Consider the following 23706-nt stretch of genomic DNA (forward strand, 5'->3'; position numbering starts at 1 on the left):
AGGCCAACGGCTGATCTTCGTACGGCCGGGGCCGGATCGTCCCGCGGCCGGGCGGGGACGTACGCGGAGCACCGCCGTTCTTCCGCACGCCGTCGGTGTCACGGGCGTGCCCGAGGGCTCCCGGCCGCCCCGGCCGATCTTGGGTGTGGGGCGGTGTTCCACGGGATACCCGCAGGTCATGACGCTGCTATCGAAAGTGCGCGAAGTCGATCGGGTGGGGACGACACGGGTGGCCTCCCGTATCCCGCCCGGGGTGGGCAGAGCCCTGTCGGCGGTGGAGGAGGCGGCCGAGGGCACCAAGCTGTGGTGCGGCGCGGCGGCGGTGATGACGTGGCGCGGCGGGTGGCGCGGCCGGAAGGCCGCGGCCGCGGGCCTCGCGGCGCTCGCGGTGGCACAGGTGGTCTCGAACGGCCTGTGCAAGCAACTGGCCGGCCGCCCCCGGCCCCCCAAGGAATGGATCCCCCACGACGAGGTCGACGACCGTCCCGAATCGTCGTCCTTCCCGTCCGGGCACACCGCCGCCGCGGTCGCCTTCACCGCCGCCGTCGCCCCCTCGTGGCCGCTCGCCGGTGCCGCGTGCGCGGTGCCCGCGGTGATGACGGCCGTCGAACGGGTGCAGAGCGGCGCCCATTACCCCAGCGACGTGGCAGCCGGTGCCGTCATCGGCCTGGCCAGTGCCTGGCTCGTCCGCCGCGTTCCTCGTCTCTGCCGTCGCCATCCGGTGCGACTCGCCCGCCTGCTGTAGACGGTGGCCCGGTCCGCGGGGCCTGCGCCGGACCCCGGGCGAGCACCGGCACACAGGGCGCGGTGAACGGGGAATCGGCCGGCCGGTCGCTCGTGGCCGCGACGGTCTTCTGCCGGCGCCCCGAGCGCCGGCTGCCGTCCAACGGGCGTCTGTACCCGTCGAGTTCAGCCGCGCGCGAACTCGGGCCGGTACAGATGATCACCCAGCGCGCGGTGCACCAGCTCCAGGACCATGGCGATCACCCGGGGCTCCTCGATGCCGACGCCCCCGTCGCCCTGGCCGATGAGATCGTCCAGCAGGCCGTCGGCCGCGTGGTAGGCCATCCGGAACGCCGTGCGGGTGTCGCCGGCCTGGAACGCGCCGGCGTCCGTGCCCTGCTCGACGAACTCGCACATCAGGTCGATGACCCGTTGGTCGGCCTGCCGGCACAGCTCCAGCGCCTTGGCGTTGGCCGAGCCGTGGACGATCCGGTGCAGTTCGGCGTTCTCGACGGCATGGCCGACCAGGGCGCTCATCACCCGGTCGACGGTGGGCCACCAGTCGTCGCTCTCGTCCAGGATCTCCTGCGTCGTGGAGACGATGGCGTCGACACAGCGCTCCCACAGGGCGCCGAGCAGATGGTCCTTGGACTCGAAGTACAGGTAGAAGGTGCCCTTGCCGATCCCGGCCGCGTCCGCGAGTTCGGAGATGGTGGCGCGCTCGAAGCCCGTTGTGCCGAACACGCGCCGCCCCGCGCGCAGGATGTCGTCCCTGCGGTCGTCGGGGCTCTTGGTGACTCGCTTCCTCCGCGTCGTCGCCGGCATGCCCACCTCCGTTCGAGCGGTGTCGTGGAGCCCGGTCCGGTCGCCCAATATATCCGACCGGCCGTCGGTTCCCGACCGTTGACCGACCGTCGGTCACGCAGCCTTCCCGACCCGCAAACCGCCACGGACGGAGCGGTTTTGACGTGTCGTCAAACCATATGGAGAACCACAGGAGGCGTGGAAACGTCCCTCCAGACGTTCACAAGATCACGCACCCTGCCGGAGGCCCGACGCCATGACCACAACGGCTGCCCGCTACCTCTACCTCACACGGCACGGCGAGGCCACGCCGGACGAGAGCGGGCTCACGGACGCCGGCCGCCGCCAGGCCGGACTGCTCGGGAAGCGGCTCCGGGACACCCCGCTGGCCGCCGTGCACCACGGGCCGCTGCGCCGCGCGGAGGAGACCGCCCGGCTGATCGGCGCACAGCTCGACGGCGTACCCCTGCACATGTCCGAACCGGCCGGCGACTACATCCCCTACATGCCCCGGCGGGAAGAACTGCCTCCGGAATCGGCCGACGCCCTGCTGGACCGCCTGTCCCGGTTCCCGGCCGAGGAACGTGAGCGGGGTCCCGCGCTGGCCCGGGCGGCCCTCGCGCGGTTCGCGGGGCCGGTCGCCGGTGACGAGCCCCGCCACGAACTCGTCGTCACGCACAACTTCCTCATCGGCTGGCTCGTCCGCTCCGCCCTCGGCGCACCCAAGTGGCGCTGGACAGGCCTCAACCACGCCAACGCCGCGCTGACCGTCATCCGCTACGCACCGGACCGCCCCGCGTCCGTCCTCCTCTACAACGACACCGGACACCTCCCCGACGCACTGCGCTGGACCGGCTTCCCACCCGAACTCCGCGTCTGATGCCGGCGGCCACGCCCTCAGGTACGGCCATGGGCCGGGCACGCGGCGGGCCGGGACCGAGCCGACGAGCGGGCGAACGAAGGGGGCCCGTCCCCCGACGCCGGTGCCGCCGCGGGGAATGCGGGGCACCGCCCCCCGGGTTGCCGGTGACAGGACGCGCGGCATCCGCGCACCGGTGAGAGGGAGCGGCACATGGCCACGACAATCGCGTTTCGCAGCTACGGAGGGCCCGAGGTGCTGGCGGCGCTGGACGTGGAGGACCCGGTCGGTGTCCGTGCCGACCGACTGGCGGAACCCGGCGACCAGGCCGGCCGTGGCCTCCTCCCAAGCGGGGTAGAGGGACCGCCCGCCCGGATCGAGGAACACGTCGCGCGGCCGGTTGCGGTAGGCGGCCAGACGGGGTGAGAGCGCCGTCGCCAGCGGGTTGGCCGCCAGTACGTCGAAGAGCGGCCTGCGAGGAAGGCCGGCTGTGCCAGGGAGCCGAGGAGGCCGCGGATCCCGGCCGGCACGGACTCCCCGCGGGGCCGGCGACGGGTGCGGCGGGGCCGGTCGGAACCCGGGCCGAGCAGGTACGCGGTACCGGCGTCGTCGAGCTGGAGCACCCGGGCGAGCGATCCGAGCACCTGGACGGAGGGGTTGCGGTCCCGGCCCTGTTCGAGGCGCAGGTAGTAGTCCGCGCTGATCCCGGCGAGCAGCGCGGACTCCTCGCGGCGCAGGCCGGGAACGCGGCGGACACCGATCCGGGGCAGGCCGGCACTGGCCGGCGTGACGAGTTCGCGAGGGGCGCGCAGGTGCCACCCATGACCCCCGCGCTCCAGCGAGGGCGGCCGCGGCCGGCGGGCCGGCCGTCAGGCGCGGCTCGGCGCCGGGTCCGGCTCGGGGCGGGACGTCGCGGCGCGGCGGGGGAGGAGCAGCGGGGTCGCGAGCACGAGCACGCCGGCCAGTCCGAGGGCCGTACGCGGACCGAGCAGGCCGCCCAGGACTCCCCACCCGGCCGTCAGGAGCGCGGTGGCGGACCTGGTCGTCACCGTCCACGCGGACAGTGTGCGGGCGACCCGGTCGGGCGCGGTGCGCTGGAGACGGTAGGTGGCGCAGACGGGGTTGAACACCCCGCAGCAGAAGATGAGCCCCAGCTCGACCGCCATCACCAGCAGCAGCCCTCCGCTGCCCGGTCCCAGGAACGCCAGGCCGACGGGCCACAGCGTGCGCAGCGTCCCGGACCACACCAGGACCCGGTGCTGCCCGAACCGGGTGACGAGCGGCCGGGCCAGCCGCGAGCCGGCCAGCCCGCCGAGGGAGGGTGCGGCGAAGGCGAGGCCGTACTCCCACGGCGTGAACCCGAGCCGGCCCAGCATCAGGACGGCCAGCAGGGGTTCGGCGGCCATCACCAGGCCGTTGAACAGGGCGGTGTTGAAGAACAGCGGACGCAGCGCCGCGTCCGCGAGGATGTACCGCCAGCCGTCGAGCAGGTCCCCGGCCCGCATGCGCGCGGCCCGCCGGTGCCCGGGCCGGGCCTCGGGGCCGCCCATCGCGCGGATGCCCAGGGCCGAGAGCAGATAGCTGACCGCGTCGGCCACCACCGTCGCCACCGGGCCGAGGAGCCCGATCGCCACGCCGCCCAGCGGCGGCCCGACGATCGTGGTCGTCCAGGCCGTGGACTCGAACCGGGCGTGGGCGACGAGCAGGTCCCCGGCCGGCAGCAGCGTCTTCAGATACGCCCCGGAGGCGGCGCGGAAGGTGATGTCGGCCGCCGCCACGACGACCGAGACCAGCAGGAGCTGGAGGAAGGTGAGGGCGCCGAGCGCGAACGCGGCCGGGATCGTCAGCAGTGCCGCGCACCGCGCCAGGTCCATCGCGATCAGCACCGGCCGCTTGCGGCGGAACTCCATCCACGGACCGAGCGGCACCGCGACGGCGGCGCCCACCGCGGCCCCCACGGAGGAGAGCGCGGCGACCTCGGCCGGCCCCGCGTGCAGCACCCGGACGGCGATCAGCGGGAACGCGCCGAAGGCGAGCCAGGTGCCGAGCGCGCTGGTCCCGTACGCCGCCCACAGCCACCCGAACTGCCGCCCCAGCCGATGTCCCGGCCCGTGCCGCCCGCTTCTCATACCCGCATCCCCTCGCCCTGCCCACAACCGATCCGCGACCGGGAGCATCAAACCGAGCGCCGTACCCTGCGATCAAACAACCGCCGAGCCACACACCACAACCGACGGTTGTGGCCTTAGGGTGACCGCATGGACCTCGACACCGTCCGGACCTTCGTGGCCGTCGCCGACGCGGGGCAGTTCCAAGGGGCCGCCGCCGAGCTGTCGCTCACCCAGCAGGCCGTCTCCAAGCGCATCGCCGCGCTGGAGCGGAACCTCGGGGTGCGGTTGTTCACCCGCACCCCGCGCGGCGCCGAACTCACCATCGACGGGCAGGCGTTCCTGCCCCACGCGCGGGAACTGCTGCGCCTCGCCGAGCGGGCGGTCACCTCCGTGCGCGCCGGCCGCCGTCCGCTGCGCGTCGACGTGATCGCCTCGCGTGGCGCGGCGTCGGGCCTGATGCGGGCCTTCCACCGCGCGCACCCCGGGATCGAACTCGACGTGCTGTGGCTGTTCGACATCGAGGCGGCCGTCACCGCCCTGCGGTCCGGTGAGATCGACGCGTCCTTCCGCGCCGTGGCCGCGCCCGGCCGGCCCCTGCCCGAGGACATCGAGTCCGTGCGGGTGCTCGACGAACCCCTCGAACTCCTCACCGGACCCGCCCACGCCCTGGCGGGCGCCCGCTCCGTGCCCCTCGCGCGGCTCGCCGGACACCGCATCTGGATGCCCGGCGTCGTCCCGGGCACCGAATGGGCCGCCTACTATGACGACCTCGTGGCCGAGTTCGGCCTCACCCTGGAGGCGACGGGACCCAACTTCGGCTCCGACGCGCTCCTGGACACCGTCGCCGACACCCCGGCCCTGGCCACCTTCATGGGCGGGCACACCCGCCTCGTCTGGCCCGCCGGTCACGGCCTGCGCCGCATCCCGGTGACCGACCCGACCCCCGTCTACCCGCACTCCCTGCTCTGGCACCGCGACAACCCCCACCCGGCCCTGGCGGCCCTCCGCGCCCACCTCGCCGCCACCACGGCCGGCCACGACGCCGCCGGCACCTGGGCGCCGCGCTGGGTGCTGCCGCGCTGACCATCGCCGCGCCGGTGCCCACCCGGCCCGACGCGTGGACGGCGGCCCACCGGGCGCGGGCGGCCACCCTGCCCGCGCCGCGGGCGGCGCACGCGGCCGGGTCCCGGGCCCGGCACGCCGGCGAGCGGCTCGGCCGTGCCCCGCGCCGCGCCCTCCGGGCGGGGAACCGCAGGCAGGCGGCGACCACTGCCGTGACGCGCCCCGGGAAGCCCGGGCCGCCGGCCGCCGTCGGACCGCCGGCCCCCGGTCGCGACCGCCCCTCAGCCCTCCGGCGTACGACCCCGCCCGTCACCCGATCGGCCCGCGTCCGGGCGCGGCCGGGCGTGCGGCCCGCACCGTGGAGACGGGAACGCAGACGGCGGGAGCGACCATGAGCGACGACACCACACCGGCGGACGGCGGGCTCACCTGCCTGGTGACCGGCGCCACCGGCTACATCGGCGGCCGGCTGGTGCCGGAACTGCTCGGCGCGGGACACCGGGTGCGCTGCCTGGTCCGCACCCCGGCCAAGCTGCGCGACCACCCCTGGGCCGGGCAGGTGGAGATCCTCCGGGGGGACGTGACCGACGCCGGGTCGGTGGCACGGGCGATGGACGGCGTGGACGTGGCCTACTACCTCGTGCACGCCCTCGGCACCGGGCGCGGTTTCGAGGACACCGACCGCGCGGCGGCCCGGATCTTCGGCGGCGAGGCCCGCCGGGCCGGCGTCGGCCGGCTCGTCTACCTCGGCGGTCTGACCCCCGCGTCCGTGCCCGAGGAGGAGCTGTCGCCGCATCTGCGCTCCCGTGCCGAGGTCGGCCGGGTCCTGCTCGCCTCGGGCGTCCCCACGGCCGTACTGCGCGCCGCCGTGATCATCGGCTCGGGCTCCGCGAGCTTCGAGATGCTGCGCTACCTCACCGAGCGGCTGCCGGTGATGGTCACCCCGCGCTGGGTGCGCACCCGGATCCAGCCCATCGCCGTACGGGACGTGCTGCGCCTGCTGACCGGCTGCGCCCGCCTGCCCCGCGAGGTGCACCGCGCCTTCGACATCGGCGGCCCGGAGGTGCTGACGTACGTCGGCATGATGCGTCGCTACGCCTCCGTGGCGGGGCTGCCCCGGCGGCTGATCCTGCCGGTGCCCGTCCTCAGCCCCGGACTGTCCAGCCACTGGGTGGGCCTGGTGACGCCGGTCCCGGCCTCGATCGCCCGCCCGCTGACCGAGTCCCTGCGCCACGAGGTGGTGTGCCGCGAGAACGACATCGAACGGTACGTGCCGAGCCCCCCGGGACACCCGATCGGCTTCGACGACGCCGTCCGGCTGGCCCTCCGGCGCATCCAGGAGGCCCAGGTGAGCACCCGGTGGTCGTCGGCTTCCGTGCCCGGCGCGCCCAGCGACCCGCTGCCCACCGACCCCGACTGGGCGGGCGGCAGCCTCTACACCGATGTCCGCGAACGCGACGCCGATGTCTCGCGGGAGGCGCTGTGGGACGTCATCGAGGGCATCGGCGGGGAGAACGGCTGGTACTCCTTCCCGCTGGCCTGGGCGGTGCGCGGGCGGCTCGACCGGCTCGTCGGCGGCGTGGGCCTGCGCCGGGGCCGGCGGGACGCCCGCCGCCTGCGGGCCGGTGACTCCCTGGACTTCTGGCGGGTCGAGGAGATCGAACGCGGCCGGCTGCTGAGGCTGCGCGCCGAGATGCGGCTGCCCGGCCTGGCCTGGCTGGAGATGTGCGTGGACGGCGGAGACGGCGGACCCGTCCGGTACCGGCAGCGGGCGCTGTTCCACCCGCACGGACTCCTCGGCCACCTCTACTGGTGGGGTGTCTCACCGTGGCACGCGGTCGTCTTCGGCGGCATGGCCCGCAACATCGTCCGCACCGCCGAGCGCGCGGCACCGCCACCGGCCGGGCGCCGGTGAACCGGCCGGGACGCAGAAGGCACCGGGCCGTGGGTCAGAAGGCGTACCGGATGCGCAGCCAGGGCGCGTGGGCCGCGACCAGGTCGCGCAGGGTGTGCACGGCCCGCGCCTTCACCCTGCTGTCGTAGCGGATGTTCAGCGCCCCGTTCTCGGAGCGCTTGTCCTCTTGCAGCCCCGGCTGCCAGAGCAGTTCCTCGGCCCGGGGGTGCCAGCCCAGGTTGACCTCGTGCAGGTCCCGGTTGTGGGTGAGCAGGATGACCTCCGCGGCGGCCTGCCGTTTGACCCGGCCGGGCAGGACGTCGTCGAGCTGCCGGAGCAGCTCGGTCCAGGCCTCCTCCCAGCCGGGGCGCAGCACCACGGGGGAGAGGTTGAAGTGGACCTCGTAGCCGGCGTCCAGGAAGTCCGCCGCGGCGGCGATCCGGTCGGCCACCGGTGAGGTGCGCACGTCCAGCAGCCGTGAGTCCGCGGCGGGCATCACGGAGAAGCGGACGCGGGTGCGTCCCCGTGGGTCCAGCGCCAGCAGGTCGGGGTTGACGAACTTGGTGGCGAACGAGGCCTTGGCGGTGGGCCAGCGGCGGAAGGCCCGCACCAGGTCGGCGGTGTTGTCGCTGATCAGCGCGTCCACCGAGCAGTCGCCGTTCTCGCCGATGTCGTAGACCCAGGCCGAGTCGTCGCACTGGTTGGGTTCCGGTTTGCGTCCCTGGCGCGCGATGTGCCGGGCCAGGTGGGCGATCACGGCGTCGATGTTGGTGAAGACGGTGATGGGGTTGGCGTACCCCTTGCGGCGCGGGACGTAGCAGTAGGCGCAGGCCATGGCGCACCCGTTGGAGGGGCCGGGGGCGATCCAGTCGGCGGACCGCCCGTTGGGCCGTGTGGCCAGCGTCTTCCGCTCGCCCAGGACCAGCGTCTCGCCCTTCACCCGCACCCAGCGCTCGATGTTGCCCTCGTTGCCGTGCAGCCCCGGGATGCCCCAGTGCGAGTCCACCTCGATCAGGTCGGCGTCCGGGAAACGGGCGAGGATCCGGCGGCCGCGCGCGGAGGAGGCGGCGGCCGGTTCCGCGTAGATCGTCCGGACGGACAGCAGACGGCGGGCCGCCGGCGACTCGCGGAACGGGGCGCGGCCGTCCGGCCCGCTCCCGAGTCCGGTGCCGCCGCACTCGGGCGCCCCCGAGGCGGCGTCCAGCGCGTCGAGGCCGAACAGGGCGTCGAGGCCGTCGTCGCCGGGGCCTGCGGAGGGATACGTCATGCGCGTTCTGCCGATGGGTAGGGGAAGGGCTGCCCGTGGGTCGGGGAGCGCCTTCCACTGTAGGCGTCCGGCGCGCACCGCCGGCGCCCCGTTGGGAGCGCGGGGGCGTGCGGAGCGCGGGCGTCACTTCTTCCGCTTCAGGGCCGACGGCTTGTGCACGGCCGTACGTCCGGACTTGTCGCTGCGCACCTCGTACTGGGGTGCGTCGGGCGAGGCGTCCACCGTGCGCCCGGACGCCTCGGTCCGCTCGGTGATCTTCTTCTCGACGGTGCCCGTGGTCTCGCCGCCGTGACTGCGCCAGGCGACCTTGTCGCCCTTGGCCGGCTCTCGCCCGCCGGAGGTCTTCTTCGTCCTGGCCATGCCGGGTGCTCCCGTGCGGAGGTGGGGGGATGGGCTCACTTCCAGCGTGCGCGCGGGAGCGGCGGCCCGCATCCGCGCACGCGCCGGAGGCCGCCGGTCCGGTCACGGCTCCCGCTCGCGGCCCCGCGGATCACGCAGGCTCGCCGCCTTGTCGGCCTCGCCGCCCGCGCCCAGCAGGCCGGTCGCGGCGAGGCGGCCCTCCATGCGGGACAGGCCGTGCCGGGACAGGCGCAGGATCAGGGGCGGGAGCGCGGCGCGCGCCGGTTGCACCAGCCGTAGCCAGCCGGGGGCGTACACGGCGGTCCTGCGGTGCTCGATGCCGCGTACGATCCGCTCGACGACCGGCTCCACCGGGTGGACTCGGCGGGCCGGACCCGGCATGCGGCCGCGCAGCTCGCGCAGCGCCGCGTGCCGGCCGGCGTCCCGCACCAGGTCGGTGTCGGTCCAGTTCGGATACGCGATGCCGACGGCCACGCCCTGGCAGGCCAGCTCGGCGCGCAGCGCGTGCGCGAAGGCCTCCGCGCCGGCTTTCGAGGCGCAGTAGGCACTCATCAGCGGAACCGCCCCGAGGGACGCGAGGGACGCCATCAGCAGGTAGTAACCGGCCGTGGCCCGCAGATCCGGCAGGAAGGCCCGCGCGGTCTGGGCGCTCCCGGTGAGGTTGACGTCGATCACCCGCCGCCAGTCGGCCGGGTCCGTGGCGGCGAACGGTCCGCCCTGCGCGACACCGGCGTTGGCCACGACGACGGACGGCGGCCCGAGACGGCGCCGCACCTCGTCCGCCGCGCTGCGCAGGGCCTCCAGGTCGGTCACGTCCGTCTCCACCGCGATCGCCGGCGCCGGCAGCCGGGCGGCCAGCTCGTCCAGCAGGCGCTTCTCGTGCCCGAGGAGCGCGGGGCGGGCGCCCCGCCGGGCCACCTCGCGCGCGAGTGCGGCTCCCAGGCCCCGGGCGGCACCCGTGACGACGACGGTCCGGCCCGCCAGTGGACTTTCTCGCACGACCTCCGCCTTCCGTTCGCGGGTGCTGCCCGGCCCCGTTCAGCGCTTGCGGCCGGTGCGGTCGCGGCCGGTCAGGAGGCGTTGCGCGCCGGCCAGGGCGGTCGTCCGGGAGGTGCGCAGCGCGGCGCGGGCCGCGTTGGCGCCGGGAGCGCCGTGCACCCCGCCGCCGGGATGGGCGCCGGCGGAGGCGAGGAAGAGACCGTCCACGGGTGTCTCCGGACGCCCGGTCCCGGGCACCGGGCGGAACACGAGCTGCTGGTGGACGGCGGTGGTGCCGCCGTTGATGGCGCCGCCCGGGAGATTGGCGTCGAGCGCCTCCATCGTGGGCGGCGCGAGGACGCGCCGGGCCCGGACGAGGCGGCGGAAACCCGGGGCGAACCGTTCCACCTGCCGTTCCACCCGGTCCGCCATGCGCTCCTGGTCGGCCGGGCCCCAGGCACCGGTGATGCCCTCCTCGCCCGCGTCCGCCCGGATGTCGTGCGGGACGTGCGTGTACGCCCAGGCGGACTCGGTGCCCTCGGGCGACCGGGAGGGATCCGCCGTGGTCATCTGCCCGAACAGGGCGAAGGGGCGGTCGGGCACCTGGCGCATGGCGATCTGCGCGGCGAAGCGGGTCAGCTCGTCCACCCCGTCTGCCAGATGCACGGTCCCGGCCCGCGCGGCCTGCGGGGCCCGCCACGGCACCGGACCGTCGAGCGCCCAGTCCACCTTGAACGTCGCGAAGTCCCACTGGAAACGCCGTAGGTCCTCCATCAGCTGCGCGGGCAGGTGCTCGGCTCCCACGAGCTGCCGGTAGAGGACGGGCACGGCCACGTCGGCGAGGACGGCCTTGGCCGCGGGCACCGCACCGGAGGGGGTACGCACGCCCACGGCGCGCCCCCCGCGCACGATGACGCTCTCCACCCGCTCCCCGCAGCGGAGCTCTCCGCCGCGCGAGCGCAGCCGCCGGGTCAGCGCGTCCGTGAGCGCGCCGGCGCCGCCGGCCGGCACCGGAAAGCCGTAGGTCTGGCCGAGCATCGACATCAGCCAGCCGAAGCCGCCGCTGCCCGCGGACTCGGGCGCCAGGTCGGCGTGCAGGGCGTTGCCGGCCAGCAGGAGCCGGCCGCCCTCGCCGCGGAACTCCTCCTCGCCCATCCGGCGCACCGGCAGGACGAGGGAGCGCGCCGCGCGCAGCCCGCCCGCCGCCCGCAGGGTCCACAGCAGCCGCATAGCGGACCTGACCGGCGGGAACGGCGTGAACAGGGCGCCGAGGAGGTCCGTACGCAGCGTCTGCCACAGCTCGAACAGACGCCGCCAGGCCGCCCCGTCGCCGGGCGCGAAGGCTTCCAGGGACGCGGCGGTGACGTCGATCCGCCGGTCCAGCACCGCGCACCTGCCGTCGCTCAGCGGATGGGCCAGCACCTGCGGCGCGTGGCTCCAGCGCAGGCCGTACTCCTCCAGGTGGAGCGCGGACAGCGCGGGGGAGGCGGCGGCCAGGGGGTAGAACGAGCTGAAGAGGTCGTTGACATAGGCGGGGTGCACGCCCCGGTCGTGCCGGACCGCGCCGCCCGGCTCGGGCTGTTCCTCCAGCACCAGGACGCTCCAGCCGGCGTCGGCGAGTACGTTGGCGGCCACCAGCCCGTTGGGGCCCGCTCCGATGACGACCGCGTCAGGCACCGTGGGCCTCGCGCACTTCCCGGGCCTGCCGTCCGGCCGCCCCGCGGCGGCCGTGGCCCCCGTCACCGCTGCACCGGGCGAGCCGGGCGAGCATGGGACGGTGGCGCAACTGGATCAGCGCCTCGACGCCGACGTTGTGCAGGACGGCCCCGGCCCCTTGCAGCGGGTGTTCGTCGGCGATGACCAGGCAGTGCTCGCCCCACGGGCGCAGCTCGATGGAGAAGCGGGCCGTGCCGAGGAGACCGGCGAGGATCTCCAGTTCCAGTGCGGAGCCTTCCTGGCAGCGCCGTACGATCGTCTCGTTGGCGAGGCGGAACGGCCCGATCCGCACTTCGTAGGCGAGCGAGGAGCCCTCCTCCGGCCACCGGCCGTCCTTCGGGTGGGAGGCCCCGGTGCCCACCACCCACTCCGCGTACCGGTTGCCGTCGGCCAGGACGTCCCACACGGTTTCCGGGGCGGCCTTGATCAATCGGTGACGCACAGCCATGGGTACCTCCTGGTGGCGAGCGGGCGGGCGCGCAGCACCGGGTGCCCAGGGGCGGGCGGACCAACCGGGGGCGGACCCTCGGGTCCGGGCGGAGGCGGGCCCGGACGCGTCCGGCCGGGGGCGGGGGCGACCGGCCGGCGCGTACCGGGCCCGGCGGCTCAGTGGTTGAACGTCAGGCGTGGTGCCGCGTTACGGGCCAGCGTGTGGACCTGTGCGGGCCACCAGGCACCGGCCGGCGGGTCGACGATGCCGTATTCCGGGTCGATGGTGCCCCCGGTGCCGCGGGTGCAGCTGCCGTCGGACTCACCGGGGACCTTGATCCAGAGGTAGGCGTCGACGAGCGGGACGCCCGTGTCGGCGGTGGGACGCGGGCCGAGCCCCCGGCCGGGCGCGTTGCACCAGGGCTCCGGGTCGCCGCTGTACTTGCCCGGTGCCGGGGTCCAGGCCCCCTGACCGTTGCGGCTGGTGTCGATCACGAAGTGCGGCAGGGCGTCGGCCGGCGGACTCCCCACGTTCTGGTCGAACCAGGCATCGGTCCACCGCCAGGTGGCGGGGTCGGTGGAGGAGACGGAATGACCCGGGATTCCGTCGTTCGGGGCGGCGGACGAGTAGTACTGGCCGGCGCACCAGTCGGCGTGGCCGCGAGCCCATTCGGGGCCCTCGGTGGCGAACCATACGCACTTGGCCACCCAGGCGCCGTACCTGGCGTTGTGCTCGGTGGGGTGCATGTTGGACACGTTCAGCGCGAAGCCGTCGCCGTGGGCGACCCCGGCGTCCTGCAACCGCTGCGCCATCTCGCCGACGGACCGCCACTGGACGTTCCCCGCGTCCAGGTAGACCGCGGTGCGCGGCCTGGCCTTCAGGGTCTTGACCGCGTAGGCGAGATCGGCGACGCGGGCGGCCGTGAGGTCGCCGGTCGGGTCCGTGGCGGCCCCGCAGTCCTTGGGCAGGAGGGCCAGGCCGTCGGGTTCGACGACGACCACCGCCTTGCCGTCGCCGATGCCGGCCGCGAAGGCGTCGATCCACTGCCGGTAGGCGGCGGAGGACGCCGCCCCGCCGCTGGAGTACTGCGTGCAGTCCCGTCCCGGGACGTTGTACGCGACCAGGACCGGGGTCCGGTCGGCGGCCCGCGCCCGGCGGACGAGCGCCCGCACCTCGCCGCGCACCTCGTCGGGCGTGCCGTCGGTGAACCACTGGGCCTGCGGCCAGCTCGCGAGCCTGGCCATGTTCGCGGCGTTCTCGATGTCGCCGTTCCGGAGGTCGGCGACCGCCTGCCGCGCCGCCTTGCTGTGCGGATCGACGTAGAACCGTGTGGCCGGGCCGGTGCCGTCCCGCCCGGGGACGGCCTGGGCCTGCGTCGCGGTGAGGGCGGCGCACGCGGTGAGCGCCGCGAGGACGGCGCCCGCGCGCCGCCGTAGGCTGCGGGGAATCATGGCTGCTCCTGGTCGGTGGGGGAGGGAGGGGCCGGCGGGGTCAGTAGCCGTAGATCATCTTGTAGGCGACCTCGGGGAGGAACTGCCCGGCCGAGGAGCCGGCCCCCACGCCGCAGTTGCCGTCGGACTCGCCCGGTGCCTTGACCCACAGGAGCATCTCGGCACCGCCGCCCGTCCGGGTGGGTGTGCCGATCCGGCGGCCGGCGGGGTTGCACCACTGGCCGTTGGAGCCGTTGCCGTTGCGGCTGGTGTCCACGACGAACGGCTTGGTGTAGCCGTAGCGGGCGCTGAGTTCGCTGTTGACGGCGTTGCCGTACGCGGTGTTCTCGGCCGTGGTGAAGTAGTTGGAGATGTTGAGCGAGAAGCCGTGGGCCTGCCGCAGGCCGGCCTCGTGCAGGCGCTGGGCCATGGTCGCCGGAGCGGTCCAGCCCGGGTTGCCGGCGTCGAGGTAGACCCAGGTGTTGGGGGCTTGGCTGTGGAACTGGGCGAGGGCGCCGGTGAGCATGCCCTCGCGCTCGTCGATCTGGGCCTGGGTCATGCAGCCGTAGTCCCCGAGGGAGTCCGGTTCGAGCAGGACGACCGCTGGGCGGCCGGCGATCCCGCCGGCGAACTGGGCGATCCAGCTCGCGTAGGCGGACGGCGACGAGGCACCGCCCGCGGAGTGCCCGCCGCAGTAGTCGCGGTTGTAGATGTTGTAGGCGACGAGGAGGGGCAGCTTGTCCGCGCGGTCGGCCGCCCCCGCGTACGCGCCCGTGGCGGTGCCGATGGTGCCGCTCCAGGAACCGAACCAGCGGGCCGTCGGGGTATTGGCGAGGGAGGCGTTGATCGCGGACGCCCGGCCGTCGCCGGGGTTGGCGGCGACCCACCGCTTCGCGCTGGAGTCGGGGTCCACGTAGAACCCGCTGGTCATGGTGGTGGGATCGGCCGCGTGGGCGGAGGGCGCGGCGGCGAGCGCCAAGGGCAGGGCGCACAGCGCTGTCACGAGGGCGCGGAGTGTGTGGCGCATGACTGTACCTCGGTTTCCTGGCGGGGATGCGCCGCCCGCCCTCGTCCGGGGCCTGCGACGCGCTGAGGAAGTGCGGTGGTACGGCGTCCCGTTGAGCCGGTGGCCTGGCCGGCCGGACGGCACACCCCGAGAGAATACTGGGAGCGCTCCCAATTGAAAGCGGTCGACAGCACGGAAATGCTTCGGGGCCGGTCGGTATCGTGTTGCGGCCCGGTGACGCTGTCAAGGGCCGACGTGCGGTCACCCTTCCCAGGAGGAGGACGAGGCTCTACAGTCCCATGACTGGAAGCGCTTCCAGTTTTTCGTCGCCGAGGGTTCCGCACCGGGGGAAAGGCTCAACGTTCCATGCCGCATGACACGCCGCGCCGGCAGCCGACGCTCGAGCAGGTGGCCGAACTCGCCGGTGTGTCCCGCTCGGTGGCCTCCCGTGTGCTCAACAACGCGCCGCACGTCAGCCGCCCCAAACGCGACGCGGTCGAACGGGCCGTCCGTCAGCTCGGCTACGTGCCCCATCCCACCGCGCGCGCCCTGGCCACCCGGCAGACGGGGGCAGCCGCCCTGGTCGTCGCCGGGGAGGACCCGTCGATCTTCGCGGATCCGTTCTTCGCCCAGGTGATCGTGGGGGCGTCGGCCGCTCTGGAGGAGGCCGATCTGCATCTGATGCTGTGCCTGGCCGCCTCCGACCGGGGCCGTAAGCGGGTGGAGGAACTCCTTCGGGCCAAGGGCGCGGACGGCGTCATGCTGATGGCGCTGCGCGAGGACGATCCGCTGGCCCGTACGGCGGAGGAGGCCGAGATCCCGGTCGTGTTCGGCGGCCGGCCGGTGGGCCGGGTGCCCCGGTGGTACGTGGACGTCGACAACACCGGCGGGGCCCGCGAAGCCACCGAGTACCTGATCGCGCGCGGCCGGACCCGAGTGGCCGCGCTCTGCGGGCGGCTGGACACCGAGGCCGGGCGCGCCCGGTACCGCGGCTACCGGGACGCCATGCTGGCGGCCGGCCTCGCACCGTACCCGCCGCGGGAGGGCGACTTCACCGAGCCCGGCGGAGCCGCCGTCATGGCCGCGCTGCTGGCGCGCCATCCCGAGGTGGACGGGGTGTTCGCGGCCAACGACAACATGGGGGCGGGAGCGCTGCGCACGTTGCGCGCGGCGGGCCGGCGGGTCCCCGCCGACGTCGCCGTGGTCGGGTTCGACGACCTGGCCGTCGCCCAGGTCGCCGAACCGCCGCTCACCACCGTCCGCCAGCCCATCAGTGCTCTGGGCCGGGAGATGGCGCGCATGCTCGTCGCGCTCATCCACGGGCAGGACCCCACTCCGCTGATCCTGCCCACCCGTCTGGTCATCCGGTCCAGCGCCTGACGGCCGGGGCCGGGACCCACGCCTTTCCGACGAGGTTTCCGCGCCGGGCCGTCACACGAAGAACGCGTTCATGCCGGCGACGTCGGAGAGGTAGGTCTCGATCTGCGCGATCCTGCCGTCGCGCAGGCGGCAGACGGTGGACAGGTGCTCGTCCAGCCGGACGTCGCCGCGCCGGGCGGTGTTGTGCAGGGACAGCGCCATGTTCTCGCGGCTGACCAGGATGTGCAGCAGCCGGAAGTCGAGGCCGTAGGAAGCGATCTTCCTGGCCCGTTCCACGACGGCGTCGGCGCCCGCGGCCGTACCGGAGATGGTGTTGTCACCGGGCAGTGTCCAGGTGGCGTCATCGGTGAGCAGGGCCCGGATGCCGTCCCAGTCACCGGCGGCGAGACAGGCGTGGAACCGTGTGCCGAGGCGGTGGGCGGCCTCGTACCGGTCCTCGTACGGGGGCATGGTTCCTCCTGGGAAGAGCTGCTAAAGCGATGATCTTTGCCTTAGACAGGGTAGGTGAATCGCTCACTAAAGCACAATTCTTTGCTTTAGAGTGGAGAGATGCCCGCCAAAAGCAAAGCCAGCCGCCCCGGAGGGCGCAGCGCCCGGGTCCGTGCCGCCGTCCACCGCGCGGTGGTGGAACTCGTGCGCGAAGCCGGCGCCGACAAGGTGACCATCCCCGCGGTCGCCCGCCGCGCCGGAGTCAACCCCAGTTCCCTGTATCGCCGTTGGGGCACGGCCTCCGCGCTCCTCGCCGATGTCGCCGACCGGCGCCAGGACGAGGAGACGCCCGAACTGCTCGGTGACCTGCGCGCCGACCTGGAGCGGGTCGCGGTCTGGACGCTGACGGACCTGTCCCGGCCGGGAGGCGTGGCGTTCTTCCGCGCGGAAGTGACACCGGACGTGGACGAACGCCGGGCCGGCCTGCGCGCCTGCCTTGAGCGGGTCGGCGCGCGCTTCCAGGGTCCGCTGGACGCCGCCGCGGGGCGCGGCGAGACGGTCCCCACGCTGGAGCGTGTGCTCGACCGGATCGTCGCACCCCTGTACTTCCGCGTGGTGTTCTCGGTCCCGGGGACGGACGAGCGGTACGCGCGCCGGCTCGTGGCCGAACTGTGCGCGCCCGCCGAGGACGCCCCGGGGTCTTCCGGCGAGGAGCACGCCGCCTCGCAATGAGACGAGAGCGGCGGGAAGCGCGCGGGCGACGCCGACGCCGTGTCACACCGGCGGCCGAGTCGTCTCACCGGGGAGCGGCGTCGTCCCCGGTCGTCCGTCGCTGCCCGGGCCACATGTCGTCGTACGCGGCGTCCATGAACTCCGCCTGGGGCCCGCGCAATTCGGAGGCGTCGGCCGTCTCGTGACGTGCCGCCTGGGCAAGGCGGTAGGCGTAGCGGTAGGCGGCCCCGCGCAGGGGCTCGCTTCTGGCGGCGAGGTCGATCTCCGCCTGGGCGAGCCACAGGTCGTCGATCAGCCGGCCCGGCTCGTCGCCGACGGGGGTCCGCCCACCGCCCGGTGGCGGGAACGCGGCCTTCTCCACCCGCGACGCGAGGCTCAGGAACTTCAGCACCGCTGCCTTCAGCTCCGCCCGATGCGTGGCGGCCTCCTGCGCTTCGAGCTGCCGGACACTCGCCCGCGACACCAGATACTGACCGAACAACGACCCACCCGCACCGAGCGCGACCCCTACGAGTGACATCAGCGCCGGTCCCAGACTTCCCCACGATCCCATGCCCGGAGTCTCCCAGCGCGGGATCGCCGCGACGCGCGGGCCCTGAGGGCCGGGGAGCCGGGGGAGCCCTCTACCGGCGGACCGCCGAGACGAGTCCGCCGGGACGCTCCGCGCGCTGCGGCGGGGTGCCGGCCGGGCGGCCGTGGGCGGCAGCGCGCTCGCGCAGGGTGTGGCAGTCGGCTTCCCAGCCGTGCCCGGTCAGCCACCTCACCGGGTCGTCGGGCATCTCCGAGAGCCACATGGACGCCGCCGATCCCGGCACGGCGTCCGCGCCGAAGTGCTCGATGACACCGCGCGAGCCCAACGTCAGCCCCATCCGGCTGCCTGCCGCCGACCGCGCGCCGATCCGGGCGAGCAGCAGTTCCACCGCGTCCTCGGGCAGGTAGATCAGCAGTCCTTCGGCGATCCACACGGTCGGCTCCGCCGGATCGTGCCCCGCGGCGGCCGGCGCGCCCGGCCAGTCCTCCCGCAGGTCCACCGCGACGGGGATCCGCTCGCAGCGTGCGACGGCCCGCTCCTGGCGCAGCACCGAAGCCTTGAAGTCCAGTGGCGCGGCGGTGTCGACCTCGAACAGCCTGGTGCCCGCGGGCCAGTCCAGCCGGAACGCCCGGCTGTCCATGCCGGCGCCGAGCAGCACCACCTGCCGGACACCGGACGCGGAGGCCTCCCGCACCAGGTCGTCGAGGAATCTCGACCTGATGACGACGGAGAACGACACGGCCGGCCGGAGGCGTCGCGCGGCCTCGTCCTCGGGCGGTGGCGAGGAGGGCCACAGGCCGCCGGCGGTGGCGAAGGCCTTGGCCGGCGGGTCGCGGAACAGCGCGTTCTCCCGCTCGGTCTCCAGCGCCCGCACCCTGGCCACTCCCACCGCCGTGGCCCACACTCCCGACGGCCGCACCCGCTCCCGCTCATCAGTCACCGCGCCGGCCTGGACGGTCGAAGGATCGGACGTGCGTGAGGTGTTGACACCCCCCAGGGGCTTCCTATCATCAAAGCTTGTCCGTCACTGCGATCGGCATTCGAAATACCGGACGCACTGCTCAAGCGCTTGTCATGCACATGATTATTCGGTCGCCGACCGCCGGTGGTGGGACGCCACCGGCCGGCCCCCCACTCACCCCCAGGAGACCTCCATGTCCGTGACACCGGCCCGCCCCTGGCGGGCCAGGCCGCTCGCCCTGCCGGCCCTCGTGCTGGCCCTGGCCACGGCCCTGCTCGGCGGCCGGGCCTCCGCCGAGGGCGACACCGTGGCCGCCGGCTCGCCGCCCTGTGACCTGTACGCCGCCGGCGGCACGCCCTGCGTGGCCGCGCACAGCACCACCCGCGCCCTGTACTCCGCCTACAACAGCCGCCTGTACCAGGTGAAACGCGCCTCCGACGGCACCACCCGGGACATCGGCGTGCTCGGCGCGGGCGGCTACGCCGACGCCGCCGCGCAGGACTCCTTCTGCGCGGGCACGAGCTGCCTCATCACGGTCCTCTACGACCAGTCCGGCCGCGGCAACCACCTCACCCAGGCACCCCCCGGAGGCTTCCAGGGCCCCGCCACCGGCGGGTACGACAACCTCGCCGAGGCATCCGCCGCGCCGGTCACCGTGGGCGGCCACAAGGCGTACGGCGTCTTCGTCGCCCCCGGCACCGGCTACCGCGACAACACCACCAACGGCATCGCGACCGGCGACCAGCCCGAAGGCATGTACGCGATCCTCGACGGCACCCACTACAACGGCGGTTGCTGCTTCGACTACGGCAACGCCGAGACCAACAGCCGGGACAACGGCAACGGCACGATGGAGACCATCTACTTCGGCAACAGCAAGACCTGGGGCTACGGCACCGGCAACGGCCCCTGGGTCATGGCCGACCTCGAGAACGGCCTGTTCTCCGGCGTCAACCGCGGCTACAACGCCAACGACCCCAGCGTCGGCCACCGCTTCCTCACCGCCCTCGTCAAGGGCGGGCCGAACCACTGGGCGATCCGCGCCGGCAACGCCCAGTCCGGCGGCCTGTCCACCTACTACGACGGACCGCGCCCCAACGCCTCGGGCTACAACCCGATGAAGAAGGAGGGCGCCATCATCCTCGGCATCGGCGGCGACAACAGCAACGGATCCGCCGGCACCTTCTACGAGGGCGTCCTGACGTCCGGCTACCCGTCGGACGCCACCGAGAACGCCGTCCAGGCCAACGTCAACGCGGCCGGATACGCCACGTCCGCCCTGGCCGGCGCTCCCGCCGTGGGCTCCAGGGTGTCGCTGCGGGCCACCACCTCCTGCTGCACCACCGACTACCTGCGGCACAACACCGCCGACGGCAGCGCCGCCATCGGGGCGGTCTCCTCCTCCAGCCCGTCCGCCGACAAGGCCGCCGCGACCTGGACCGTGCGCCCGGGCCTGGGCGACGCCTCGTGCGTCTCCTTCGAGTCCGCCGACAGGCCGGGGCAGTACCTGCGCCACTACGACTTCCGCCTGCGCGTCGACACCCTCGACAGTGGCGCGCTGTCCAGGCTGGACGCCACGTTCTGCCCGCAGCCCAGCCACAACGGTCAGGGCGTCTCGCTCCGGTCCGCCAACTATCCGAGTGATTTCGTACGCCACTACGAGTACGGCGTCTACGCCGCGAGCCACGGCGGCTCCCACACCTGGGACAACGCCACCGCCTGGTCCGACGACACGAGCTGGGTCGTCACCTCCCCCTGGGCCTGAGGTCCCCGCGCACACCCGTTCCCGGCCGTGCCACCCGACCAGGTGGCACGGCCGTCCCTTGGGGCTCCGCCAAGCCGAAAGTTCCGCTTGTCCGCCCTGCCGTTCCGGAAATCTCTGCCGCGCGCATTGTGGTTCCTGAGACGCGTTCCTAGTCTGGGAGCGCTCCCACGTTCGCGCGCCCGTGGCGGCTCCGCCGCGTCGGCCGCCCTCGCCCGCACCGGCCCCTGACACCAGTCGTCCCGCCGAGATGACGGCCGGTCCCCTCCGTCCCCGGGGGACCGGCCGTCCGCGGTCGTGACGCGTCGCGAGGTGGCGCTCAGCGGTGGAAGAGGGCGGCCGGGACGGCGTCGGCCAGGGCCTGGTACCCGGTCGGGTTGAGGTGGAGGTGGTCACCGGTGTCGTAGGCCGCCCGGAGCGTGCCGGGGGCGTCCGGGTCGCGTACCGCGCGGTCGAAGTCGATGACGGCGTCGAACCGGCCGCTCGTGCGGATCCACCGGTTGACCTGCTGCCGGGCGGCCTCGTGGGCACCGGCCGGGTCGTCGTAGGTGTTGCCGCCGAAGGGGGTGAGGGTGGCGCCGTAGACCCGGATGCCCTGGGCGTGGGCGCGGGTGATGATCTGCTGGTAGGCGCCGATGAGTTCGGCCGTGATCCGCTCGGCGTCCGCCGGGGACGTGCCGGCGGTGCCGATGTCGTTGACGCCCTCGAAGACGATGAGCCGGTTCACGCCGCTCCGGGCGAGCACGTCGCGGTCCAGCCGGGCCAGGGCGTTGGGGCCGAGTCCGTCCCTGAGGACGCGGTTGCCGCCCGCCGCCTCGTTGACGACCGCGATGTCCGCCGTGCCGGGGCGGGACGCCAGCCGCGCCCGCAGCCGGTCCGGCCAGCGGTCGTTGCCGTTGGTCGTCGATCCCCGGCCGTCGCTGAGCGAGTCGCCGAGGACGACGGTGGCGGAGGCGGCCGGCTTCGACCACACCTCCAGCCCGCTGAGGAAGTACCAGTGGTCGGCGGTCGTGGCACCGGTCAGGTCCGCGTCGTCCAGGTGGTCCCCGGCGAGCATGTGGGACGTCGTACGGGAGCCGGGGTGCGAGGTGATGGAGGTGGAGGCCTGCCCGTGCGCGAGGTACAGCGTCACGGTGAGGTTGGTTCCCGGTGCCACGTCGAAGTCCAGCGGATCACTGACGGCTTGCGCGCCTTGCGGGACGGTGAAACCCGGCTGTCCGCCGAAGGTGACCCGCCGGGAGCTGCCCGGCACGATCGCGCCGACGCCCGCCTTGCCGCCGGCCGGGCGGGCCACGGAGACGGCGGTGACGGGCAGTTCGGCGCCGCCGAAGGCGTTGGACAGGCGCAGCCGCACCCGTTCGCCGCCGACCGCGACGTGCACGGTCTGGCGCAGCGTGGCGTCGTCGAACACCCGGTCGCTCTGGGTGAACGGGGCCGGTGGCATGTTGCCCGGTTCGGTCAGCTGGGGCATGGACACCCAGGTGTCCAGCCAGTGGCCGCCGCCGGTCGACATGGCGGCGGACCGCGCGGGAGCGGATCCGCCGCTTCGCGCGTCGTGTGTGCCGGAGGGCGAGTGCGGGGCGAAGCCCACCGTGACGACGGCCGCCGCGGCGGCGACCAGCAATGATGCTGCTCTTTTCATGGAAGGGGTTCCTCGATCCGGGTTGGGTGGCCGGCCGCCGGGAGGCGACCGGCGGGTGTCAGGCCTGCTTCGCCACCGCGTGCGCGGCCGGGCCCGCTCCGGGCTCCGGGCCGGAGACCGCCGCGACGACGGCGTCCGCCTCCGCGTCCGGTTCCGGCAGGATCAGTCCGAGGCCCGTGTAGACGACGAGGGAGGTGACCAGCGGGGTGACGACCACCGTGGTCTGCGAGGCCCCGTCGAGGCCGTACCTGACGAGGAAGTAGCCGCCGAGGCCGAGCGCCCAGGACGCGAGGGCCGCCCGGGGCCCGCAGCGGCGGAAGGCGGGCAGCAGCCCGAGCAGCATCGGGATGGAGATCGGACCCATGACGGCCGCGACCATCCCGACGATGATCCCGAGGACTCCGCCGAAGTGGTCGGCCTCGATGGCCACGACCATGGAGACGGTGATGAAGACGACCGTGACCACTCGTGCCGCCCGCAGACCGCGCTCGGTGCTCGCGCCCCGGAAACCGGGCAGGACGGCGGGCAGGATGTCCCTCGTGACCACCGCCGAGATGGCGTTGGCGTCCGAGGAGGCCATGGCCATCGTGTGCGAGAACATGCCCGCGAGGGTGAGCCCCACCAGGCCCACGGGAAGATAGGACCGTGCCATCAGGGCGTAGGTCTGCTGGGGGTCGGCGATGTGCGGCATGAGGACCGGCGCGGCGACCGCGGGCAGCAGCAGCACGGCCGGCCAGACCAGGTAGAGGAGCGCCGACAGCCCGGCCGAACGGCGGGCGGACCGGGGGGAGTCGGTGGCCATGTAGCGCTGGGCCAGGTTCCACATGCCGCCGTTGTACTCGAAGAGCTTCACGACGACGTACGCGGTCAGGAAGCCGGCCGTGTAGGGGCCGACGAGGGGGTCGGTGTGGCCGGCCGGGAGCCGGTGCCACAGCGTGCCGAGTCCGGAGACGCCGCCGAGCCGGTCGAGCACGACCCACATCATCGACAGCGCGGCCACGCCCTGGATGACGAACTGCCCGAACTCGGTGAGCGCGTCCGCCCACAGGCCGCCGACCGTGCAGTACAGCAGGGTCACCACACCGGTCAGCAGGATGCCGTGGGTCATCGACATGCCGGTGAAGACCCTCAACAGCACCGCGACCGAAGCCCACTTGGCGGCCACGTCGAACACCTTGAGCAGCGCGCCGCTCCATGCCAGGGCCTGCTGGGTGGGCAGGTTGTAGCGGCGGACCAGGTACTCCAGCGGGGAGGCGACCCGGTAGCGCTCGCGCAGCCGGTTCCAGCGGGGGGCGAAGAGCCAGGCGCCGACGCCGGTGCCCAGGGCGAGCGGCAGGAACGCCCAGACGTAGACGGTGATGCCGTAGTCGTAGGCGACCGCGGCGTAGGCGACGAAGACGGCGGCGCTGTAGCCGGACATGTGGTGCGAGATGCCGGTCAGCCACCAGGGCATCCGGCCGCCGCCGGTGAAGTAGTCGGAGACGTCGTCGACACGCCGGTGCGACCACAGGCCGATCAGCAGCATCACCAGGAAGTAGGCGCCTACGGCGGCCCAGTCGAGCCAGTGCATGGAGGGACCTTCTTGTCGTGAAGGGCGGGGAGGCGCGCGGACGCCGAGGCGGACGAGC

General features: G+C 74.0%; 21 protein-coding genes and 1 pseudogene. 7 read left to right on the plus strand and 15 right to left on the minus strand.

Annotation, left to right across the window (positions count from 1 at the left end):
• Positions 1–253: 253 nt before the first annotated feature.
• Positions 254–745 carry a phosphatase PAP2 family protein gene (locus ACZ4W9_RS17135; protein ID WP_467936386.1) on the plus strand — a complete coding sequence of 164 codons (492 nt, stop codon included), beginning with the start codon at positions 254–256 and terminating at the stop codon, positions 743–745.
• Positions 746–909: 164 nt separating this feature from the next.
• On the opposite strand, the gene ACZ4W9_RS17140 is transcribed toward ACZ4W9_RS17135, so the two are convergent.
• Positions 910–1548 (minus strand): TetR/AcrR family transcriptional regulator, encoded by a 639-nt coding sequence (locus ACZ4W9_RS17140; protein WP_467936388.1) that lies wholly within the window; start codon positions 1546–1548, stop codon positions 910–912.
• A 235-nt stretch (positions 1549–1783) separates the two neighbouring features.
• On the opposite strand from ACZ4W9_RS17140, the gene ACZ4W9_RS17145 reads away from it, so the two are divergent.
• Entirely contained in the window at positions 1784–2407 is a 624-nt protein-coding gene (locus tag ACZ4W9_RS17145) for a histidine phosphatase family protein (RefSeq protein ID WP_467936390.1), read from the plus strand.
• A gap of 264 nt (positions 2408–2671) precedes the next feature.
• On the opposite strand, the pseudogene ACZ4W9_RS17150 reads toward ACZ4W9_RS17145, so the two are convergent.
• Together ACZ4W9_RS17150 and ACZ4W9_RS17155 are read right to left on the minus strand one after the other, a co-directional pair.
• A pseudogene (locus ACZ4W9_RS17150) lies at positions 2672–3225 on the minus strand (helix-turn-helix domain-containing protein); the annotation flags it as partial.
• A 30-nt stretch (positions 3226–3255) separates the two neighbouring features.
• Positions 3256–4515: an MFS transporter gene (locus ACZ4W9_RS17155; RefSeq protein WP_467936392.1), complete on the minus strand. Its 1260-nt coding sequence runs from the start codon at positions 4513–4515 to the stop codon at positions 3256–3258.
• Positions 4516–4644: 129 nt separating this feature from the next.
• Here ACZ4W9_RS17155 and ACZ4W9_RS17160 point away from each other — a divergent pair, with 129 nt between their 5' ends.
• Both ACZ4W9_RS17160 and ACZ4W9_RS17165 read left to right on the plus strand, forming a co-directional pair.
• A complete protein-coding gene (locus tag ACZ4W9_RS17160; protein WP_467936394.1) occupies positions 4645–5580 on the plus strand; it encodes a LysR family transcriptional regulator in 936 nt (311 codons plus the stop codon).
• A gap of 370 nt (positions 5581–5950) precedes the next feature.
• Positions 5951–7474: an SDR family oxidoreductase gene (locus ACZ4W9_RS17165; protein WP_467936396.1), complete on the plus strand. Its 1524-nt coding sequence runs from the start codon at positions 5951–5953 to the stop codon at positions 7472–7474.
• 34 nt (positions 7475–7508) lie between these two features.
• On the opposite strand, the gene ACZ4W9_RS17170 is transcribed toward ACZ4W9_RS17165, so the two are convergent.
• From ACZ4W9_RS17170 to ACZ4W9_RS17200, 7 genes are all read right to left on the minus strand, one after another.
• The gene (locus ACZ4W9_RS17170; RefSeq protein ID WP_467936398.1) at positions 7509–8720 is read right to left on the minus strand and encodes a spore photoproduct lyase family protein; all 1212 of its coding nucleotides are present in this window, start codon (positions 8718–8720) and stop codon (positions 7509–7511) included.
• 123 nt (positions 8721–8843) lie between these two features.
• The gene (locus ACZ4W9_RS17175; RefSeq protein ID WP_467936400.1) at positions 8844–9080 is read right to left on the minus strand and encodes a hypervirulence associated TUDOR domain-containing protein; all 237 of its coding nucleotides are present in this window, start codon (positions 9078–9080) and stop codon (positions 8844–8846) included.
• A gap of 102 nt (positions 9081–9182) precedes the next feature.
• Positions 9183–10079, minus strand: a complete 897-nt coding sequence (locus ACZ4W9_RS17180; RefSeq protein WP_467936402.1) for an SDR family oxidoreductase — start codon at positions 10077–10079, stop codon at positions 9183–9185.
• A 39-nt stretch (positions 10080–10118) separates the two neighbouring features.
• Positions 10119–11735, minus strand: coding sequence for a phytoene desaturase family protein (locus tag ACZ4W9_RS17185; protein ID WP_467936404.1), 1617 nt, complete (start codon positions 11733–11735; stop codon positions 10119–10121).
• The gene (locus ACZ4W9_RS17190; protein WP_467936406.1) at positions 11728–12222 is read right to left on the minus strand and encodes an SRPBCC family protein; all 495 of its coding nucleotides are present in this window, start codon (positions 12220–12222) and stop codon (positions 11728–11730) included. The genes ACZ4W9_RS17185 and ACZ4W9_RS17190 overlap by 8 nt, the downstream gene beginning before the upstream one ends.
• 158 nt (positions 12223–12380) lie before the next feature.
• On the minus strand, positions 12381–13655 hold the full coding sequence (locus ACZ4W9_RS17195; protein ID WP_467936408.1) for a glycoside hydrolase family 6 protein: 1275 nt from the start codon (positions 13653–13655) through the stop codon (positions 12381–12383).
• A gap of 40 nt (positions 13656–13695) precedes the next feature.
• Entirely contained in the window at positions 13696–14661 is a 966-nt protein-coding gene (locus tag ACZ4W9_RS17200; RefSeq protein WP_467936410.1) for a glycoside hydrolase family 6 protein, read from the minus strand.
• A gap of 345 nt (positions 14662–15006) precedes the next feature.
• Here ACZ4W9_RS17200 and ACZ4W9_RS17205 point away from each other — a divergent pair, with 345 nt between their 5' ends.
• Positions 15007–16020: a LacI family DNA-binding transcriptional regulator gene (locus ACZ4W9_RS17205; protein WP_467936412.1), complete on the plus strand. Its 1014-nt coding sequence runs from the start codon at positions 15007–15009 to the stop codon at positions 16018–16020.
• Between the two features lie 51 nt (positions 16021–16071).
• Here the strand turns inward: ACZ4W9_RS17205 and ACZ4W9_RS17210 are convergent, their stop codons facing one another.
• Positions 16072–16470 (minus strand): nuclear transport factor 2 family protein, encoded by a 399-nt coding sequence (locus ACZ4W9_RS17210; RefSeq protein WP_467936414.1) that lies wholly within the window; start codon positions 16468–16470, stop codon positions 16072–16074.
• Positions 16471–16569: 99 nt separating this feature from the next.
• Here ACZ4W9_RS17210 and ACZ4W9_RS17215 point away from each other — a divergent pair, with 99 nt between their 5' ends.
• Positions 16570–17181 (plus strand): TetR/AcrR family transcriptional regulator, encoded by a 612-nt coding sequence (locus tag ACZ4W9_RS17215; RefSeq protein ID WP_467936416.1) that lies wholly within the window; start codon positions 16570–16572, stop codon positions 17179–17181.
• Positions 17182–17245: 64 nt separating this feature from the next.
• Here the strand turns inward: ACZ4W9_RS17215 and ACZ4W9_RS17220 are convergent, their stop codons facing one another.
• Positions 17246–17662: a hypothetical protein gene (locus ACZ4W9_RS17220; protein ID WP_467936418.1), complete on the minus strand. Its 417-nt coding sequence runs from the start codon at positions 17660–17662 to the stop codon at positions 17246–17248.
• Between the two features lie 142 nt (positions 17663–17804).
• The gene (locus tag ACZ4W9_RS17225; protein ID WP_467936516.1) at positions 17805–18617 is read right to left on the minus strand and encodes a class I SAM-dependent methyltransferase; all 813 of its coding nucleotides are present in this window, start codon (positions 18615–18617) and stop codon (positions 17805–17807) included.
• Between the two features lie 250 nt (positions 18618–18867).
• On the opposite strand from ACZ4W9_RS17225, the gene ACZ4W9_RS17230 reads away from it, so the two are divergent.
• Entirely contained in the window at positions 18868–20439 is a 1572-nt protein-coding gene (locus tag ACZ4W9_RS17230) for an alpha-L-arabinofuranosidase B (protein WP_467936420.1), read from the plus strand.
• A 316-nt stretch (positions 20440–20755) separates the two neighbouring features.
• On the opposite strand, the gene ACZ4W9_RS17235 is transcribed toward ACZ4W9_RS17230, so the two are convergent.
• Positions 20756–22078 carry an SGNH/GDSL hydrolase family protein gene (locus tag ACZ4W9_RS17235; protein WP_467936423.1) on the minus strand — a complete coding sequence of 441 codons (1323 nt, stop codon included), beginning with the start codon at positions 22076–22078 and terminating at the stop codon, positions 20756–20758.
• Between the two features lie 58 nt (positions 22079–22136).
• The gene (locus ACZ4W9_RS17240) at positions 22137–23648 is read right to left on the minus strand and encodes a sodium:solute symporter family protein (RefSeq protein ID WP_467936425.1); all 1512 of its coding nucleotides are present in this window, start codon (positions 23646–23648) and stop codon (positions 22137–22139) included.
• Between the last annotated feature and the right edge of the window lie 58 nt (positions 23649–23706).

This window comes from Streptomyces sp. NPDC029296 (genome assembly GCF_055569255.1).